Origin of the sequence: Prodigiosinella aquatilis (assembly GCA_030388725.1) — a bacterium.
GTDB lineage: Bacteria > Pseudomonadota > Gammaproteobacteria > Enterobacterales > Enterobacteriaceae > Prodigiosinella > Prodigiosinella aquatilis.
Map to the genome: position 1 here is coordinate 4,764,230 of CP128857.1, position 17,226 is coordinate 4,781,455.

Genomic DNA, 17,226 nt, shown 5'->3' on the forward strand with positions numbered 1-17,226 from the left:
TTTAGTCTTCACGGGTAAACAGGGCCTCAATAAAATCATCAGCCTTAAACGGTCTCAAATCGTCAATACTTTCCCCAACGCCGATATACCGGATCGGGATACCAAACTGGTCGGCAATAGCAAATATCACACCGCCTTTGGCAGTACCATCCAGCTTGGTGAGTGCAATACCACTCAGGCCGACGGCTTCGTTGAACAGTCTGGCTTGACTGACGGCATTCTGTCCAGTGCTGGCATCCAGCGTCAGCATGACTTCGTGTGGAGCCTCTGCATCCAGTTTTTTCATCACCCGCACGATTTTTTTCAACTCGTCCATCAGGTGGGCTTTATTTTGTAAACGCCCGGCAGTATCGGCAATCAACACATCAACTCCACGCGCTTTCGCTGCCTCAATAGCATCGAAAATCACCGAGGCGGAATCAGCACCGGTATGCTGCGCGATCACCGTTACATTATTACGTTGACCCCACACCTGAAGCTGCTCTACTGCGGCAGCACGAAAAGTATCCCCTGCCGCCAGCATCACCGATTTCCCTTGTGCCTGATACTGACGCGCCATTTTGCCAATAGTGGTGGTTTTGCCGACACCATTGACACCAACCATCAGGATGACAAAAGGTGTTTTACCTTCAATATTCAGCGGTTCATCCACTTTTGCCAGAATGCCGGCCATCTCTTCTTTGAGTTTGGTCATCAGCATATCGGTATCTTTAAGCTGCTTACGGCTGACATGGTCCATAAGACTGGTGATAATTTTACGGGTAGTTTCTACCCCGACATCAGCAATAATCAGTTGTTCTTCCAACGCTTCAAACAGATCATCATCAATTTTCCTGCCACGAAACAATCCGACAAATCCGGAACCCAGATTTTGTCGGGTTTTGACCAGACTGCGTTTCAGCCGGGCAAAAAATCCTTCTTTGGTTGGGCGCTCCTGGGGTGCCGGATTGGCGTCCATCTCTTGTGGCAATTCCTTTTCCGACAAGGCGTTGGTTTCACGATCTTCCGGGACAACGGGTGGTTCATCAGGTTCCGCTTCTGCGGACGATAACGAAATCGTCACGTTTTCCACCACGACGTCAGATTGTTGACTGATAACCTGTTTCTCATCTTCCTGCGAGACCGCGGGTTCATCATCCGGCACCGTCGTCAAGGGCTGAGGTGCAGAGGTGTCCGTTGATAACGGTGCATCCGGAGCCAAATCGACCGTTTCACCTGTATCAGGTTTCTCTTGCGGCTGCTCGGTGTCCTCTTCTTCCTGCCGCTTTAATCCCAGCCAGGAAAACAATCCGCGCTTCTTCTCTTTTGCCATGTTGTAATCGCGCTCCTCGCCACCCAGTGCGGCGGATAAATAATCAATGAAGTCAACAAAACAACGAGTTTAACACTTTCCCGACCACAGCAACACGCAGCGAACGGTACCTCTGACCGACAATCTCCGTAACCAAGTATGTCAAACCCACTGAAGAGAAAAGCCGAAAGAGTCATCCTTTGCACCAGATAACCATAACGATGTCATCTTATACATTCCCTCTACCGCTGACCGCCGTTAGAATAGCGCTACTCTATTTTACGGCAGAGCCACTATCGGTACCGAAATTCGGTAAAACATCACGCTATGGCAAAACAAAATGCAAAATCGTCAACTGGCCAGATCCGTATTATCGGCGGTCAGTGGCGTGGCAGGAAACTTCCCGTACCGGACAGTCCCGGATTGCGCCCAACGACGGACCGGGTACGTGAGACATTATTCAACTGGTTGGCACCGGTTATTCAACAAGCACGTTGTCTGGATTGCTTTGCCGGCAGTGGTGCACTCGGCCTGGAAGCACTGTCTCGTTATGCTGCCCATGCCACATTATTAGAAACAGAACACACTATTGCCCGACAATTGGTGCAGAATCTGACATTACTCCGGGCAGAAAATGCCAACGTCATCAATACGGATACACGGCAATGGCTGGCGCAGCCGGGTGAGCCTTTTGATGTCGTTTTTCTGGATCCGCCGTTTCGCAAAGACTTGCTTAACAACACCCTCCATCTATTGGAATCGCAAGGCTGGCTGGCGCCAGAAGCCTGGATTTACATAGAAACCGAAGCAGAAAATCATACGCTAACCATCCCGAAAAACTGGCTATTGCACCGGGAAAAGATAGCAGGTCAAGTGGCTTATCGGCTCTACATCCGCCAATAGCATGGCATGGCATGGCATGGCATGGCATGGCATGGCATGGCATGGCATGGCATGGCATGATTGTGATACAAAGAGGAAATGATGACGATTTGGATTAATTTTGGCCGGCTACTGATGCTCGGAGTATGGAGTTTTCTGATTTTTAATCTGATCTCTCCTTTCCCCCGGCCGCTGAATATTTTCATGACCGTCGCGATGGGATTCATGATACTGATGCACGGCATCCAGTTCCTGTTGCTCAAAGCCAGTCAACCTAAAGATGCGCCTCCCCTCGACCGGGCATTTCAGCTGCGCGTCTTCCTGTTTGGTGTGTTCGAACTACTGGCGTGGCAGAAAAAACAACCGCCCATATCGCCCCGCAAACACAGGTAGCCATAGCAACCAAGCCTGGAGAACACGTTCATCCAGGCTCGGTGTAACGAATCGAAGTAACCAAACAGAAGATTCAGGGATTTTTGCCTGGCAAGTAAGGAAAATGGGAAACATTGTCGCCCAGCTCTGAAATCCGCGCACTACCCTTGTCCCGCTCAGTCACCGCATCGATACGGATCACCGCCTGTAACGGAATAAAGCTGCGACTGACGCCGGCAAATTCGGTTTTCAGTTTCTCAATTGAGGGATCAACCAGTAGCGTTGATTGGCTATCGAAAACAAAATCGGCAATTTCAATAAAGCCGAACAGATTGCTCGGTACCAATTCTCGCACATAGAGCTGATAATTCTTGCCGTTATTTATAAACTGAATACGGTAAAGTGCAGGTTCAGTGCTCATGCAACAACCCTCTCCTTCGACATATTGCCAACACTTGTTATGTCATGCGCTACAAAAAAACTGGCCGTTAACATAACATGAAGCTTGCCGCCTCGCATTAGCCGTTACCGATGTTGTTGATCCCGCTAACAGTCCCTACACTGGGGAGAACATCACCTGATGACAAACGATGAAAACGGCTTGTCCAGGGCTGACTGCAAGCTGCTTGCTGTCGTCAGTGTTTTTTCGACCGGTCAATTAACTGAATCAAGGACAATCTATGCTGTGGTCTTTTATTGCTGTTCTCTTCTCTGGCTGGTTGTACGTCGACGCCAGCTACCGTGGCCCCGTCTGGCAGCGCTGGCTGTTCAAGCCCGTGACACTGTTGTTACTGGTTGCTTTGGCCTGGCAAACCCCTATCCCTAGCGTCCCGGGATATCTGGTGATAGCAGGACTGCTGGCAACACTGATTGGTGATGCGCTGCTGTTGCTTCCCACCCAGCGCTTGCAGTTTGCCATCGGTGCCTATTTTATGGCGCACCTGCTCTATACGGTGAGTTTTCTCTCTTCGCAATTATCCCTGAGCTTCTTCTGGCCGCTGCCGCTAGTGCTGATAATTCTTGCTGCGCTACTGATTGCCGTGTTGTGGCAACAACTGGGTACCCAACGCTGGCTGGTTTGCGCCTTTGTGGTGATGACCACCATCATGGTCTGGGTGGCAGGGGAACATTACTTCTCGCTGGGTACCGATTACAATTTCTCGTTGCTGGTGGGTACAGGGCTGCTGTTCATTGGTCATGCTATCTGGCTGATCCAGCACTTTCGCATCAGCTTCCGAGCCCAGCGTGCCATTGTGGCGGCCTGCTATTTTGGTGGCCACTTTCTGATTGTTAAATCGCTCTATTTTTAAACGGGCTGACTACTGGTTTCCTCAGGTATGACGGTGTAAAGTTTCCGATGAGAATGACTATCAAACAGGAGTAACCTATGCATCCTCATCACCATACTGAAACCCCTCGCTGCCGTTGTGGCCACCATCACAAACCGGCTTCTGCGGCGTCGGCGCATACTGGCTGTCCAGCAATCGCCGCGTCGCTCAATCCGATAGCGGCGACCGAGCGTGATGGCGCCCACAGCGCATCGGATGACAGCGGCAATGCCGATACCGATGACCCCGACAGCGACGAGCGAGCTTCTCTCTCCCGCCAACGTTTCAGTTGGATAATCAACGGCATGGATTGCCCCAGTTGTGCCAGAAAAATCGAAACCGCTGTAAAATATATTCCCACCATTGATCAGGTCAACGTGCTGTTCGCTACCGAAAAACTGGTCGTCGATGCCCGTACCGATGTACGAGAACAGGTTCAGCAAGCCGTTCACAATGTCGGATTTACGCTTCGGACCACGGATACATCCTCCTCATCTGTTTCCCAACCTTCCAGCGTTATGCAGGGCAACGGTTTCTTAATCCTGTTCGCTCTGCTGGCGATGGCAAGCTGGATGATATCGTTTATCTCACCCTCTAAGAGTGAAGCAGCCTTTTTCGCCACAACGTTAGTCGGCCTGATACCGGTTATAAAAAAAGCCTGGCAGCTTACCCGGTCAGGTTCCCCCTTTGCCATTGAAACCCTGATGAGCGTAGCGGCACTGGGTGCGTTGCTTATCGGCGCTATTACCGAGGCCACGGTAGTGTTGTTACTGTTCATGTTGGGTGAACGATTGGAAGCGTACGCGGCGCAACGAGCCAGAAGCGGCGTTAGCGCATTAATGAAATTACTACCGGAAGAGGCCGTTACTCTTCGTGGACAGAAGCGAGTTACCGTTCCTCTCACCGAGCTGATTCCCGGCGATATTATTGAAGTGTCTCCCGGTGGCCGGCTACCTGCCGATGCCCGACTGCTGACCATTGACGCCAGCTTTGATGAAAGTGCCATTACCGGTGAATCCATCCCGGTTGAACATCATCAGGGAAGCCGGATCGCAGCGGGTAGTCTGTGTGTTGATCACGTGGTGCAATTGGAAGTGGTATCCCAACCGGGAAACAATGCTATTGACCGTATGTTGCAACTGATTGAAGAAGCCGAAGAACGTCGGGCCCCCATTGAACGTTTTATCGACCGCTTCAGTCGCTATTACACTCCCGCCATCATGTTGATTTCGCTGCTGGTGATGATCGTTCCTCCATTGTTGCTGTCGCAACTCTGGCAACCCTGGATTTACCGTGGACTGGCGCTACTGTTGATCGGTTGCCCCTGCGCATTGGTCATTTCGACACCAGCGGCGATTACTGCCGGGCTGGCAGCGGCGGCACGCCGTGGCGCACTGATCAAAGGCGGTGCTGCCCTGGAATCTCTCGGCACGTTACGTGTTATCGCATTCGATAAAACCGGCACACTGACCGAGGGAAAACCACAAGTAACGGATATCATACCCGCAGAAATGGTCAGTGAGATGGCGTTGCTGGGCCGTGCCGCCGCCGTAGAATCCGGCTCACACCATCCGTTGGCACAGGCGATTATCCAGCGGGCACAAGCGAGCAGTAAGTTGCTGCCTTTCGCCGAAGCTCGTCGCACACAAGCTGGCATCGGTGTGGAAGGCCGGGTTAATGGCAAACAGATTCAGGTCAGTTCATCTTCCCGATTGCCTAACGACGTCCTCACACCTGTGTGGCAACAGCAGATTGAGCGGCTGGAAGGGGAAGGTAAAACCGTGGTGGCAGTACAAGAGGAAAACCAGATGTTGGGCTTACTGGCATTACGTGACGGAGTACGTCCGGATGCCAGCGCCGCACTTGAATCATTGCACAGTATGGGAATCCGATGTGTGATGCTAACGGGTGACAATACGCGTGCTGCCGCCGCTATCGCGCAAACGTTGGGAATTGACTATCGTGCCGGTCTACTCCCGACGGATAAGGTCGAGGCGGTCAATGCACTGAATCGGCAATACGCCACTGCCATGGTGGGTGACGGCATTAACGACGCCCCGGCGATGAAAGCCGCAACGATCGGCATCGCTATGGGCAACGGCACGGATGTGGCACTGGAAACAGCAGATGCTGCCTTAACCCATAGCCGATTGACTGCGCTGGTAACAATGATCGATTTATCCCGGGCGACCTACCGTAATATCCGTCAGAATGTGGCTATCGCGCTGGGACTAAAAGCGGTATTTCTGATTACCACGCTGATGGGTATTACCGGATTATGGCTGGCGGTGCTGGCAGACTCCGGCGCCACCGCGCTGGTTACTGCCAATGCACTGCGGCTACTGCGCAAACGGGATTAATATTGCAAAGGGCGCTAAATATCATCAGGTGTTCAGCGCCCTGTAGACACGATACAGGGTATTTTACTGGCCTTTACGCAGCAGATAACGATAAGGCAGTTGCTCTGTCATCTGGGCCAGCAACTCGTGCTCCATATAGCGGCAAAAACCTGGAATATCACGCGTAGTAGCAGGATCATCGGCGATGATCAGCAGCGTTTGACCCGTTTCCATCTGTCGCACGGTTTTGCGTACCATCATCACCGGCTCCGGGCAACGCAGTCCCTGCGCATCAAGCGTTTTATCCGGGTTGGTAAAGACATCAGCCATTAAAATTCTCTGTTTGCGGTGTTTGCAGTCAATAAAAGAGTAGAAGCGCCCTAGTTTACCTTGTGCATTTTCCGGTGCAAGCCATCAAAATACTTGCATGAAAAGTAACCATTGCAAAGATAAGACAATTGCGTATTATGCCGCGTCGTGCCGTAATATGAGGCGAAAAGATTTGTTACTTTTGGGTTCCCTCCCCCCAATAACCAAAAAGGTCATACTATGTTTCAATTTACTCCGCAGCAGCGACTCACCGCCCTATGCTGGTTGTCGCTATTCCATGTTCTGATCATCACGTCCAGTAACTACCTAGTACAGCTCCCTATCATGATTTTTGGTTTTCATACCACCTGGGGCGCGTTTACCTTTCCATTTATCTTCCTGGCAACCGATCTAACAGTACGAATTTTCGGCGCACCGCTGGCACGCCGCATTATCCTGGCGGTAATGATACCGGCCCTGATGATTTCCTACCTGATTTCCTCACTGTTTTATCAGGGAGCCTGGCAGGGTTTTGGTGTGCTGAGCGAAGTCAACATCGTGGTCGCCCGTATTGCTTCCGCCAGTTTTATGGCCTACGTGTTGGGGCAGATTCTGGATGTACAGGTCTTCAATCGCTTGCGCCAACGCCATGCATGGTGGGTTGCACCGTCGGCCTCTGCCGTGCTGGGAAATCTCGTTGATACGATGGCGTTTTTCTTTATCGCGTTTTACCACAGTACAAACCCGTTTATGTCAACACACTGGGGAGAGATCGCGATGGTGGACTATGCATTCAAAATCACGATCTGTACGATATTTTTCCTGCCAATGTATGGTGTAGCGCTGAATATGCTGCTCCGGCGCCTGAGTCGGCAGGGAAAAGATACCCCTTATCCGGCAGTTCAAAGCGAAAACTGATTTCGGAATAACCGGAAAATTATCTTCTTTGTCAGGTTTTACCGGTACAAGACAGGGTTTGTGACAACAAAACGCTTGTTTTTACTGCCTGAATCGGGTGCCATAACACCGTATCGGTTTTATTGACAAAAGAAGGGACCCAATGCCGAATATAGCAAAATACCTCGGAATCGGTCTGCTGGCGGCAACGCTGGCAGCGTGCGACGGAAATAGTGACAAAAACACCCCGGTGCAAAGTAAAAGTGCAACGGCCGAAAAATCAGCGGGACAAACGGTTACTCTACTGTCGGGGAAACTGTCGTTTATCTTACCGGCAGGCCTGAGCGACCAAAGCGGTAAGCTCAGCACTCAGTCGAACAATATGCATGTCTATGCCAACTCAAATGGCCAAAAAGCCGTGATCGTTATTTTGGACGGCAACACGCCTGACACGCTGGCCGTACTGAGCCAACGTTTGGAGGATCAGCAACGTACTCGTGACGCCAACCTCCAGGTAGTGACCAACAAAGCGATTGAGATAGACGGACAGAAACTACAGCAGTTGGACAGCATCATCACCAGCGGCGGACAGAAAGCCTATTCTTCCGTCGTACTAGGTAAAGTGGATAACCACCTGATGACATTACAAATTACCCTACCCGCAGGCGATCAACAGCAGGCACAAAGCGATGCGGAAAGCATTATCAGTACGCTGAAACTCCATTGACAAGGATCAGGGTCGTAAACGGCCCTGACACTGATATCACAGGATTACACTCGTCTTAACGTGTCTTCCGGCACAATCAGGGAACGTCGGTACAACCGCCAGATCAGCAATACTCCCCCCAGCAACAACAATGCCGCGGCGAGGTAAATTGACGCGACACCAGTGTATCCCATCAGCACACCGGCCACCGGGCCCACAATACCCAGGGAGAGATCGAGGAAAATAGTGTAGGTTGCCAGCCCACTGCCTTGATTTTGTGGTGATACCGCTTTCACGGCAACGACACCCAATGCGGGGAAAACCAGCGAAAATCCCGCACCCGCCAGAAAGGCCCCGGCTTCCGCCATGGCGGGATATATTGCCAGCCACACCAGCAGCAACCCCACACCTTCAACCACAAAGCACACGAAAGAAACCGCCAAACCACCAAATCGGTTAATCACATTAGGAAACAGTAAACGAGTTCCGACGAAAGCACAGCTGAAAATACTCAGCGTCAATGCGGCCCCTTCCCAATGTTTATCGTCATAAAACAAAGTGATAAAAGTGGAGATAACACCAAATCCGGCCGAGCCCAGGGCCAGAATAACGCCATATACCCATACTTTGCTCAGCACTTCGCGAAACGGTAATTTTTTCCCCGGTGTGGCGCTTACGGCCTGTCGTGGCAGCGCCAGCAGAATGGCGGCGGTTGTCACCAGCATAATGACCTTTGCCAACAGCATCAGTCCGCCCAGATGGTAAATCCACACCCCCAGCGGCGCTCCCACCGCCATCGCCCCATAGGTTGCAATACCGTTCCATGAAATCACTCGGCCAATATGCCGTGCCCCCACCACTCCGATGCCCCACAACGTCGCCCCGGTACCGGCAAAACTCTGACCGATACCCAGAATGATGCGCCCCATACACAGCAATAATAATGCCAGCACCGGCGAAGCATCATTCCAGGCCGCCAGCGCATAGAAAACCCCACTCAATAACGCCCCTGCCAACCCCAGTACCACAACGTTTTTAGGGCCTTTTTCATCCGCATAACGTCCAGCATGCGGGCGACTCAATAGGGTAGCGAAATACTGTAGGCTGATCACCAACCCGGCCCAAAATGGGCTGTAACCAAGATGGTCGTGAACATAACCAGGCAAAACCGCCAGCGGTAAACCAATGGTCAGATAACTGGCAAAGTTAAACATCACCACGGAAGCAATACACACATTAAGGCGCAACGCGCTCAGTGATGGTTCTGGCGGCGACAGAGCAGGCATGAGAGATTGACTCACTTAACATTAACGTTTGCGGGGCAAACGTGTTAAACGAAAGATTAGTGTTAACAGCAAGAATCAGCAGTATAAACAAGCCGGTCAAGACTTTCAGCGCTAATTGATACCATATCAATTATTGCACTGATCACCGAGTATTTGACCAACCCACGTGCAGCGCACAAAAAACCGGAGTTATCGTGATGTCAGTTATAATCCATAGGATGGATGACCGTATTCAGGAGATAATGTCATGCCAGCGATGCCAGACCGACAACGTACCACACCGAAAATTCAGAGTAATGGCAACACGCCAGATCCCACATCATTGCTGTCACGGATGAAACGGTGGAGTGACCGGCTAAAAACGGTCCCTAGCGTAGCGCACTTTATCCGAGCCGGGGAACGCTTTAATGACCGGATGGGGAATCAGTTTGGCGCAGCCATCACCTATTTCTCTTTTTTGTCTCTGATTCCCATTTTGATGGTTTCTTTCGCGGCGGCGGGCTTTGTGCTGGCCTCCAATCCGGATATGCTGGCGGAACTGATCAACCATATCGTTAATACCATCAGTGATCCCAACCTGGCCAATACGCTGAAAAACACGGTCAATACCGCCGTGCAACAACGTACTACCGTAGGTATTACCGGTTTACTGATTGCGCTGTATTCCGGCGTTAACTGGATGGGTAATCTGCGTGAAGCGATCCATGCCCAATCTCGTGATGTCTGGGAACGTAAACCACATGATGAAGAGAAACTCTATTTTCAGTACCTGCGCGATTTCTTTTCGCTGATTGGGCTGCTCATCGCCCTGATTATCACCTTGTTCCTGACATCAGTGGCGGGTACCGCACAAAACACCATCGTTATTGCGTTGGGTCTGGACGGCATCGAATGGTTGCGACCCGTGATGACACTGATCACACTGTCTATCTCCATATTCGCCAACTATCTGTTATTTATCTGGATACTGTGGGTGTTGCCACACACCAAACCCCAACACAGCGCACTACTGCGCGGCACACTGATGGCAGCTATCGGTTTCGAGATACTGAAGTTCGCCATGACGGTGGCACTTCCCTGGCTTGCCCGTTCACCTTCCGGCGCCGCATTTGGCTCTGTCATCGGCCTGATGACTTTCTTCTACTTTTTTGCTCGGCTAATACTATTTTGTGCGGCATGGATTGCAACGTCAGAAGATAAAGACGATAACACAGGGGATGACGGTGTTCCGCCGAAATAGGCGTCACGCTCCGTAACGATTTTTGTACTTTATTACCCGAACAGACAGGAGAAAATATGCCTTTCGTTAATATCAGAATCACCAAAGACGGAGCAACGGCAGAGCAGAAGAAACAGCTGATTGCAGGGGTAACACAAGTGCTGGTAGATACCCTGGGGAAAAATCCTGCCACCACCATGGTCGTGATTGATGAAGTGGATACCGACAACTGGGGAATCGGTGGTCAGCCTGTAACTGAACTGCGTAAAAAATAACACCACTGCGCCAGGCACGCCGTGTACCGGATTGGGAAACTGCTGGTTTTCCGATCCACATCATGAAAAAATAAAACATCGTTTCATCGCTCTTGACTCTACGCAGTGTAATGTTGAGACTGGCGCTGACTTTTTCCTGGTTACTTACCGATTTACTTTTTCAAACAGGCCGGCTTGTCATGACTAAAAAAAACATTGCCATCATTGGCGAATGCATGATTGAACTGTCGCAAAAAGGTGCGGATCTCAGCCGCGGCTTTGGCGGTGATACTCTGAATACTGCCGTATATATTGCACGTCAGGTAAAGCCCGACGCGCTGGATGTCCACTACGTGACCGCGCTGGGTACCGACTCTTTCAGTACAGAAATGATAGCCGCCTGGCAGAGTGAAGGTGTCAAAACCGATTTGATCCAGCGTATGAATGACAAGCTGCCAGGCCTGTATTTTATCGAAACCGATGCCAGCGGCGAGAGAACGTTCTATTACTGGCGTAACGATGCCGCCGCCCGTTACTGGCTGGAAAGTGATGATGCTGAAACCATCAGTAAGCATTTGTCACAATTCGAGTATATCTACCTGAGCGGTATCAGTCTGGCCATCCTTAACCCGACCAGCCGTCAGCGTCTGATGTCCGTGCTACGCGCTTGTCGCACCAACGGTGGAAAAGTCATTTTTGACAACAACTACCGCCCACGCCTGTGGCAAAGCGAAGAAGAGACCCGGCAAGCCTATACCGACATGCTCTCTTGTACTGATATCGCCTTCCTGACGCTGGATGATGAAGACATGCTGTGGGGCAAGCAGCCGATAGAAGAGGTGCTGGCACGTACCCACAAGCTGGGTGTAACGGAGGTCGTGGTGAAACGCGGTGCGGATTCCTGCATTATTTCTCTGAAAGGTGAACCGCAACTGCTAAATGTTCCAGCCATCAGGTTACCGAAAGAAAAGGTCATTGATACTACCGCCGCAGGTGATTCATTCAGCGCTGGCTATCTGGCAGTGCGGTTGAATGGTGGCAGTGCAGAAGAGGCAGCCAAACGTGGGCACCTTACCGCCAGTACGGTCATTCAGCATCGCGGTGCCATCATTCCGCCAGACGCCATGCCAGCCTGGGTATAGCATCACTCATAATCGTTCTCCGTCACCCCAGGTGCCGGAGAACGCATGAAAGAAGCGCACTCCAGAGGAGAGCATCCTCATGCGCTTTCTATATCACGTTACGCGCAAGCGATCAGCTTCAGGCCGACTGCATCAGCGCCGTTCATTAGGTTGCCGGAGCCGCTTCTCCGGGCGTTTCCACCGCGGCAGGAGACGCGCCTTCAGCTGGTTTCATCAGGCGGTTATACGTTTCCATCAGCGCTTTTATGTTGACCTCCGGCTCCCCCTGCTTTTGTACCATCACTAGCGTAGCATCTTGAGAAAATTGCTGACGTAACTCCTGATTCAACATTTCCAGTGTGATTGAGGACAAATAGTCATGACGTAGTTTCTGATATTGCTCCGGGGCGATATCGACGACGCCATTTCTCTGTGAGCGCAATCGCTGTTCCATAAGAATATCGGTGCTGGTACGGGCATAGGTAGCAAATAATTTGCTGAGCTCATCGGTTTTACGGGACAGCAATGTATCGAACTCAGCTTGGGATAAACCTTTATCCCGTAAATAAACCAGTTCTTTTGCCAGAAACACGACGTCTTGTTCAACTGATTCACTGGTGACATTATCCAGATGAATGGCGCACTGTGCCCGGCCATACATCACATTACAATCAAAGCGTATGTTGGTGTCTTTCAGAGGGCTTTCTTTCAGTGCCTGTTGCATATGCCAGAACAGCGCTTCCCGCGCCAGATCGCTATGCCAGTAACGGGCTAGCGCCTGTGAGTCTCGAATCTTTTGCCAGGGCCTATCCCAGACCAGAGAAATCGTGTCCTGCTTCGCATTGCTACTCATCAAGATGACGGGTTCCGACGGAATTGGCGACAATGTTGGCATAGGTGATGGTGATACGCGCTTGCCGTGTAATTTTGCGAAGACGTTATTAATCTGCTCGATGATACTGCGATTATCTACATTCCCTACCACATACAGCGTCATGGCATCCGGGGTGTACCAGGTTTTATAAAACTGGGACAACTGTTCAGTGGTAACCGGAATTTTCATCGGCTGATCAGGATTATGCGCCAGCAGTGTGGAGTCCTTCATCAGGCGATAATGCCAGCTGGGATCCCGTGGGTTGGCCGGTGCGGTTGTCACCGGGTCCATCGTTTTCAACGCTATGGCAATCCGATTATCCGTAATCTGTAGTTGACCCGCCGTATTTGCCAGCCAGTTCAGTGCATCCTTCAATAACTCAGGACGATTATTCGGCAAACTCAAATTGTAGGAGGTGAAATCATAAGATGTGGTGGCAGGTGGCAGTGGATGATCACTATCCGCTGACTGCCAAAGTGATGGTAATTGTCCCGCAGAGAAATGCTCACCGGGCGTCAGTGCCAGGCGGGGAATAAAATGGGAAAAGCCTGCTTGCTGTGCATTTTCTGACAGCGACCCGGTATTTATCACCAGACGTAATTCGATTCGGTCACTGGGGCGCTGGGGAGTGCTCAATAGTTGCCAGGTAAAACCATTATCCAGTTTTCCCTGTTGCCAGGCAGGATCCGGTTGTAGCGTTTCAGCCTGCACGTTACCGCTGACAACCGCCAGCAACATTCCACCAACTAAAAGACCTATTTTGGTGCCCTGCATGTGAACCCCTACTTTAATCACTATCCAATACGATATGTTTTTTGTGAATGTCAGTGACACTTATCCCATCACCTTATGTCTGTGCACCACACAAAAGGAGAGGCAAAGTGTACCATTCCGTTAGACCGCACGCTTTTGCCTATGTCACTCAGCAGGATAAAATAATAGTAAAAAAGTTGATATTGCTTAACGTTAACACGAATTGGATGAAATTTACCCACGGCACTGACAGGCGCCGTGGGTAAAAGGCAGGGTAAGTTCAGGCAGGCGAAATCAGGATACGCGGGACTCCAGGCCCTGACTCGATTCACGACCGGAGAGGACATCATCCAGCTGTTTTTCATCCAGCTGGTTACACAGTTTAGCGACAACCACTGTCGCCACACCATTTCCCACCAAATTGGTTAATGCACGAGCTTCAGACATGAAACGGTCAATACCCAGAATCAGCGCCAGACCCGCCAACGGCAGATGACCTACCGCAGAAATCGTGGCCGCCAAAACGATGAATCCACTGCCCGTTACACCTGCGGCACCTTTTGATGACAGTAGCAGCACCACCAGCAGAGTAATCTGGTGCCAGATATCCATGTGCGCATTAGTTGCCTGAGCAATAAACACTGCCGCCATGGTCAGATAAATAGACGTACCGTCCAGATTGAAAGAGTAACCAGTTGGGATCACCAGACCCACTACCGACTTCTTACAACCTACCTTTTCCATTTTATCCAGCATGCGTGGCAGGGCGGATTCGGAGGAAGAAGTGCCGAGCACGATTAACAGTTCTTCTCTAATGTAACGGATAAACTTAAAGATACTGAAGCCGGTAATTCTGGCAATAGTACCCAGTACAAACACCACAAACAGCACACAGGTAATGTAGAAACAGATGATCAGCTGGCCGAGCTGTAACAGCGAACCCACACCATATTTACCGATGGTAAAGGCCATGGCTCCAAAGGCTCCGAGCGGTGCCAGACGCATGATCATATTAATGATACCGAAAATCACTTTGGAGAAGCTTTCGATAAAATTGAACACCAGCTCGCCTTTCTCACCCAGATGATGCAGCGCAAAACCAAACATCACGGCAAACAGCAATACCTGCAAAATATTACCGCTGGCAAAGGCACCAATCACGCTGGACGGTATCACATCCATCAGGAATGGGATCACACCATGCTGCGAAGCCTGGCTGGCATAAGAGGAAACCGATGAAACATCCAGAGTAGCCGGGTCGATATTCATCCCCGCGCCAGGCTGAAGGATGTTAACTACCAGCAAACCAATCATCAGTGCAAACGTACTGACGACTTCAAAATAGAGTAAGGCAATCGCACCGGTACGACCGACCGACTTCATACTTTCCATGCCAGCGATACCCGAGACAACGGTACAAAAAATGACTGGGGCAATAATCATTTTGATTAATTTAACAAATCCAGTACCCAGAGGTTTCATTTGCTCACCCATCTCGGGGTAAAAATGGCCTAACAGAACACCGAGTGTTATAGCTGTAAGCACCTGAAAATATAAACTTTTAAATATTGATTTTTTCATATTTATACCCTTTGATAGGAAAACACCAGTAGGTAAAAAACGGATAAAACATGCCACCAGTGATTGCGCAGGAAAATAACATTGCCCTAACAAAGCGAACATCTTTTATAACTTTAGTTTGTGAGACATTGGTTAAAAACAAGAGCTGAATCGCTTCTGCATCAGCAGAGAAATAAACATTAATGTAAATTACAAGCAACATTTCGCACAAAAAGCCTTGATGACCATAATACTTGTCAGCGTTAAGGCACCATGATCCCAGGGTAACCACAAAGTGAGATATCGCTGCGGGAGCTGCATTTCCGGTTCTCTTCCGACAATCAACGCAAGTGAACAGCATTACCGAAACAACAACTATTTTCGCCGCTGATAGAAGCATCCGGCGGGACTAACGCCGTGGGGAGAGGGGATGAAAGCACGCGTTCGTTCAGTTAACGATGGCTAAAATTCGCTGCTTTATATGAGACTCAGGAGAGAATGGCGAAACCTGTTCCGGGGGAAACGCCCCCAGAACAGATGCCGATGATTATTTGCCGCTGGCCAACCAGACTAACAGGTGCAAACTGGCTGAATAGTAATCTTCGGATGGACTGAGACTATCCGTTACATCACTGATGTCACCCATTGTCAGATCGCGCACTGCCAGCAATCCGCCTTGCATATTGTAAGGCGCAGTACGGTTATTCAGCACATCGATCCAGGCAGGTGTCCGCAAGCGGGCATAATTCCGCCAATAAAGCTGGAAAGGCACCAACGCCAGCGTTTTGGCGTCATACCAGTAGAGGTACAAGGGGATGCGGATGGCATCATAACTAAAACGTGCCGGCCAGGCAGTTGCTGGCGCCATACTTCCATCCGCATTGAGCGCTACCCAATCAACCGGTAAAGCCACCTCGCCAAAACGCATGTCGCTCAGCAAGGCCATGCCATCGTCAATCAACTGACTCCATACCTGAAGGTGGCTGTGTCTGGCAAAATCACGCCAGGCTGGAAACAGAAAATAAGACGGGTTGAGAATCACATAACTATTTTTGTTAAAACCGACAGCACCAGGCAGCATCACCGTTCGTCCTGCAAATCGGATGATATTGTGGGCTACGATGGCTTTCTGAATAACGTCTGATGCTTGCAGATACTGTTTATCTCGCCATTTCTCTCCGGCTTTCAGTAGCGCCCATCCAATAAGCACATCACCATCTGAGGCATCATTCTTATCTGCCACCGGATTCGCGGCAGACGGAACATAACGCCAGTAAAACAGGTTATTACCCGGGTTTTGCAGATGAGTACGAGTCCAGTTCCACAGGCTATCAAACGCACGGCGATCATCATAATGCACTGCCAGCAACATGGCGAATCCCTGCCCTTCCGTGTGACTGATACCTTTATTACCCGTATCCTGAATACGCCCATCAGTCATCATAAAACGGCTTTTATAACTTTCCCAGCCGCTGGCTGCTGTTGCCGATGTACTGAAGAAAACCATCAGTAACATTACCCACCCGCAACGCCATGCCGGTTTCATCGTGCCGTTCCTCTTGCCGCGTTCTGATAACGAAATAACAAAACAACATCACTGTCTGTTTTCTCACAAGACAGCAATATATGATCATTCCCATTCTGGGCGGATAACCAGCGGGAATAGAGTCCCTGCAGAACCGCACCCATCGCCATTCGCCATTGTTTGCCCTTTAGCCGTCGATTATCATCATCGGGCAATGCCAGATGAAAAATATCCAGCGCCTGCTCACTCGGCTGAATATCCACACATCCCCAGTGAAATATTGCCAGGACACGGTTAATTTCACACTCCAGCCCTTCCACCGTAACCGCGTCCTTCAGAGGATAGCGTTCGGCCAGTTGCTCGCCAGCCTGGTACAGAAAAGTGATAGCATCCTGTTCGCCAGCATTTTCTATCATCCCTTCGATCACCACATTAAGAAGGCTTACCCAACCAGGTTGAAACTGCTGCTGACGATAATAACTCAGGGTTTGTTGCTGACGTTCATTCATG

At 50.4% G+C, this 17,226-nt stretch carries 18 protein-coding genes; 9 read left to right on the plus strand and 9 right to left on the minus strand.

The window, feature by feature from the left end; genetic code table 11:
- Position 1: 1 nt before the first annotated feature.
- The gene (ftsY, locus tag PCO85_22185) at positions 2 to 1,312 is read right to left on the minus strand and encodes a signal recognition particle-docking protein FtsY (GenBank protein ID WJV53799.1); all 1,311 of its coding nucleotides are present in this window, start codon (positions 1,310 to 1,312) and stop codon (positions 2 to 4) included.
- A 306-nt stretch (positions 1,313 to 1,618) separates the two neighbouring features.
- On the opposite strand from ftsY, the gene rsmD reads away from it, so the two are divergent.
- The gene (gene rsmD / locus PCO85_22190) at positions 1,619 to 2,194 is read left to right on the plus strand and encodes a 16S rRNA (guanine(966)-N(2))-methyltransferase (GenBank protein ID WJV53800.1); all 576 of its coding nucleotides are present in this window, start codon (positions 1,619 to 1,621) and stop codon (positions 2,192 to 2,194) included.
- An 81-nt stretch (positions 2,195 to 2,275) separates the two neighbouring features.
- Positions 2,276 to 2,566: a DUF1145 family protein gene (locus PCO85_22195; protein WJV56177.1), complete on the plus strand. Its 291-nt coding sequence runs from the start codon at positions 2,276 to 2,278 to the stop codon at positions 2,564 to 2,566.
- A 73-nt stretch (positions 2,567 to 2,639) separates the two neighbouring features.
- Here PCO85_22195 and PCO85_22200 read toward each other — a convergent pair whose 3' ends face one another.
- A complete protein-coding gene (locus PCO85_22200) occupies positions 2,640 to 2,966 on the minus strand; it encodes a DUF1820 family protein (protein WJV53801.1) in 327 nt (108 codons plus the stop codon).
- Between the two features lie 259 nt (positions 2,967 to 3,225).
- Between PCO85_22200 and PCO85_22205 the strand changes: the two genes are divergently transcribed.
- Together PCO85_22205 and PCO85_22210 are read left to right on the plus strand one after the other, a co-directional pair.
- A complete protein-coding gene (locus PCO85_22205; protein WJV53802.1) occupies positions 3,226 to 3,855 on the plus strand; it encodes a lysoplasmalogenase in 630 nt (209 codons plus the stop codon).
- Between the two features lie 77 nt (positions 3,856 to 3,932).
- Positions 3,933 to 6,233 (plus strand): zinc/cadmium/mercury/lead-transporting ATPase, encoded by a 2,301-nt coding sequence (locus tag PCO85_22210; GenBank protein WJV53803.1) that lies wholly within the window; start codon positions 3,933 to 3,935, stop codon positions 6,231 to 6,233.
- Positions 6,234 to 6,296: 63 nt separating this feature from the next.
- On the opposite strand, the gene tusA is transcribed toward PCO85_22210, so the two are convergent.
- Positions 6,297 to 6,542, minus strand: a complete 246-nt coding sequence (tusA, locus tag PCO85_22215; GenBank protein WJV53804.1) for a sulfurtransferase TusA — start codon at positions 6,540 to 6,542, stop codon at positions 6,297 to 6,299.
- Between the two features lie 219 nt (positions 6,543 to 6,761).
- Between tusA and PCO85_22220 the strand changes: the two genes are divergently transcribed.
- On the plus strand, positions 6,762 to 7,439 hold the full coding sequence (locus PCO85_22220; GenBank protein WJV53805.1) for a 7-cyano-7-deazaguanine/7-aminomethyl-7-deazaguanine transporter: 678 nt from the start codon (positions 6,762 to 6,764) through the stop codon (positions 7,437 to 7,439).
- A 142-nt stretch (positions 7,440 to 7,581) separates the two neighbouring features.
- The gene (locus PCO85_22225) at positions 7,582 to 8,145 is read left to right on the plus strand and encodes a DcrB family lipoprotein (protein WJV53806.1); all 564 of its coding nucleotides are present in this window, start codon (positions 7,582 to 7,584) and stop codon (positions 8,143 to 8,145) included.
- 44 nt (positions 8,146 to 8,189) lie between these two features.
- Here the strand turns inward: PCO85_22225 and PCO85_22230 are convergent, their stop codons facing one another.
- The gene (locus tag PCO85_22230; protein ID WJV53807.1) at positions 8,190 to 9,410 is read right to left on the minus strand and encodes an MFS transporter; all 1,221 of its coding nucleotides are present in this window, start codon (positions 9,408 to 9,410) and stop codon (positions 8,190 to 8,192) included.
- 247 nt (positions 9,411 to 9,657) lie between these two features.
- Here PCO85_22230 and yhjD point away from each other — a divergent pair, with 247 nt between their 5' ends.
- The 3 genes from yhjD (at position 9,658) to PCO85_22245 (ending at position 12,025) form a co-directional block, all read left to right on the plus strand.
- On the plus strand, positions 9,658 to 10,650 hold the full coding sequence (gene yhjD / locus PCO85_22235) for an inner membrane protein YhjD (protein ID WJV53808.1): 993 nt from the start codon (positions 9,658 to 9,660) through the stop codon (positions 10,648 to 10,650).
- Between the two features lie 56 nt (positions 10,651 to 10,706).
- The gene (locus PCO85_22240; GenBank protein WJV53809.1) at positions 10,707 to 10,904 is read left to right on the plus strand and encodes a 4-oxalocrotonate tautomerase family protein; all 198 of its coding nucleotides are present in this window, start codon (positions 10,707 to 10,709) and stop codon (positions 10,902 to 10,904) included.
- Positions 10,905 to 11,083: 179 nt separating this feature from the next.
- Positions 11,084 to 12,025, plus strand: a complete 942-nt coding sequence (locus tag PCO85_22245) for a sugar kinase (GenBank protein ID WJV53810.1) — start codon at positions 11,084 to 11,086, stop codon at positions 12,023 to 12,025.
- 145 nt (positions 12,026 to 12,170) lie between these two features.
- Here the strand turns inward: PCO85_22245 and PCO85_22250 are convergent, their stop codons facing one another.
- The 5 genes from PCO85_22250 to bcsD all read right to left on the minus strand — a co-directional run bounded on the left by PCO85_22250 (position 12,171) and on the right by bcsD (position 17,225).
- The gene (locus tag PCO85_22250) at positions 12,171 to 13,652 is read right to left on the minus strand and encodes a pitrilysin family protein (protein ID WJV53811.1); all 1,482 of its coding nucleotides are present in this window, start codon (positions 13,650 to 13,652) and stop codon (positions 12,171 to 12,173) included.
- Between the two features lie 273 nt (positions 13,653 to 13,925).
- Entirely contained in the window at positions 13,926 to 15,212 is a 1,287-nt protein-coding gene (locus tag PCO85_22255; protein ID WJV53812.1) for a dicarboxylate/amino acid:cation symporter, read from the minus strand.
- Positions 15,193 to 15,591, minus strand: a complete 399-nt coding sequence (locus PCO85_22260) for a hypothetical protein (GenBank protein ID WJV53813.1) — start codon at positions 15,589 to 15,591, stop codon at positions 15,193 to 15,195. The genes PCO85_22255 and PCO85_22260 overlap by 20 nt, the downstream gene beginning before the upstream one ends.
- Positions 15,592 to 15,738: 147 nt before the next feature.
- Positions 15,739 to 16,737, minus strand: coding sequence for a glycosyl hydrolase family 8 (locus tag PCO85_22265; GenBank protein ID WJV53814.1), 999 nt, complete (start codon positions 16,735 to 16,737; stop codon positions 15,739 to 15,741).
- Positions 16,734 to 17,225 (minus strand): cellulose biosynthesis protein BcsD, encoded by a 492-nt coding sequence (bcsD, locus tag PCO85_22270; protein WJV53815.1) that lies wholly within the window; start codon positions 17,223 to 17,225, stop codon positions 16,734 to 16,736. Before bcsD ends, PCO85_22265 begins: the two co-directional genes overlap by 4 nt.
- Position 17,226 lies beyond the last annotated feature (1 nt).

Coding starts and splice junctions, on each gene's coding strand:
- ftsY (WJV53799.1), bottom strand. CDS start 1,312: ATGGCAAAAGAGAAGAAGCGCGGATTGTTTTCCTGGCTGGGATTAAAG.
- rsmD (WJV53800.1), top strand. CDS start 1,619: ATGGCAAAACAAAATGCAAAATCGTCAACTGGCCAGATCCGTATTATC.
- PCO85_22195 (WJV56177.1), top strand. CDS start 2,276: ATGACGATTTGGATTAATTTTGGCCGGCTACTGATGCTCGGAGTATGG.
- PCO85_22200 (WJV53801.1), bottom strand. CDS start 2,966: ATGAGCACTGAACCTGCACTTTACCGTATTCAGTTTATAAATAACGGC.
- PCO85_22205 (WJV53802.1), top strand. CDS start 3,226: ATGCTGTGGTCTTTTATTGCTGTTCTCTTCTCTGGCTGGTTGTACGTC.
- PCO85_22210 (WJV53803.1), top strand. CDS start 3,933: ATGCATCCTCATCACCATACTGAAACCCCTCGCTGCCGTTGTGGCCAC.
- tusA (WJV53804.1), bottom strand. CDS start 6,542: ATGGCTGATGTCTTTACCAACCCGGATAAAACGCTTGATGCGCAGGGA.
- PCO85_22220 (WJV53805.1), top strand. CDS start 6,762: ATGTTTCAATTTACTCCGCAGCAGCGACTCACCGCCCTATGCTGGTTG.
- PCO85_22225 (WJV53806.1), top strand. CDS start 7,582: ATGCCGAATATAGCAAAATACCTCGGAATCGGTCTGCTGGCGGCAACG.
- PCO85_22230 (WJV53807.1), bottom strand. CDS start 9,410: ATGCCTGCTCTGTCGCCGCCAGAACCATCACTGAGCGCGTTGCGCCTT.
- yhjD (WJV53808.1), top strand. CDS start 9,658: ATGCCAGCGATGCCAGACCGACAACGTACCACACCGAAAATTCAGAGT.
- PCO85_22240 (WJV53809.1), top strand. CDS start 10,707: ATGCCTTTCGTTAATATCAGAATCACCAAAGACGGAGCAACGGCAGAG.
- PCO85_22245 (WJV53810.1), top strand. CDS start 11,084: ATGACTAAAAAAAACATTGCCATCATTGGCGAATGCATGATTGAACTG.
- PCO85_22250 (WJV53811.1), bottom strand. CDS start 13,652: ATGCAGGGCACCAAAATAGGTCTTTTAGTTGGTGGAATGTTGCTGGCG.
- PCO85_22255 (WJV53812.1), bottom strand. CDS start 15,212: ATGAAAAAATCAATATTTAAAAGTTTATATTTTCAGGTGCTTACAGCT.
- PCO85_22260 (WJV53813.1), bottom strand. CDS start 15,591: ATGCTTCTATCAGCGGCGAAAATAGTTGTTGTTTCGGTAATGCTGTTC.
- PCO85_22265 (WJV53814.1), bottom strand. CDS start 16,737: ATGAAACCGGCATGGCGTTGCGGGTGGGTAATGTTACTGATGGTTTTC.
- bcsD (WJV53815.1), bottom strand. CDS start 17,225: ATGAATGAACGTCAGCAACAAACCCTGAGTTATTATCGTCAGCAGCAG.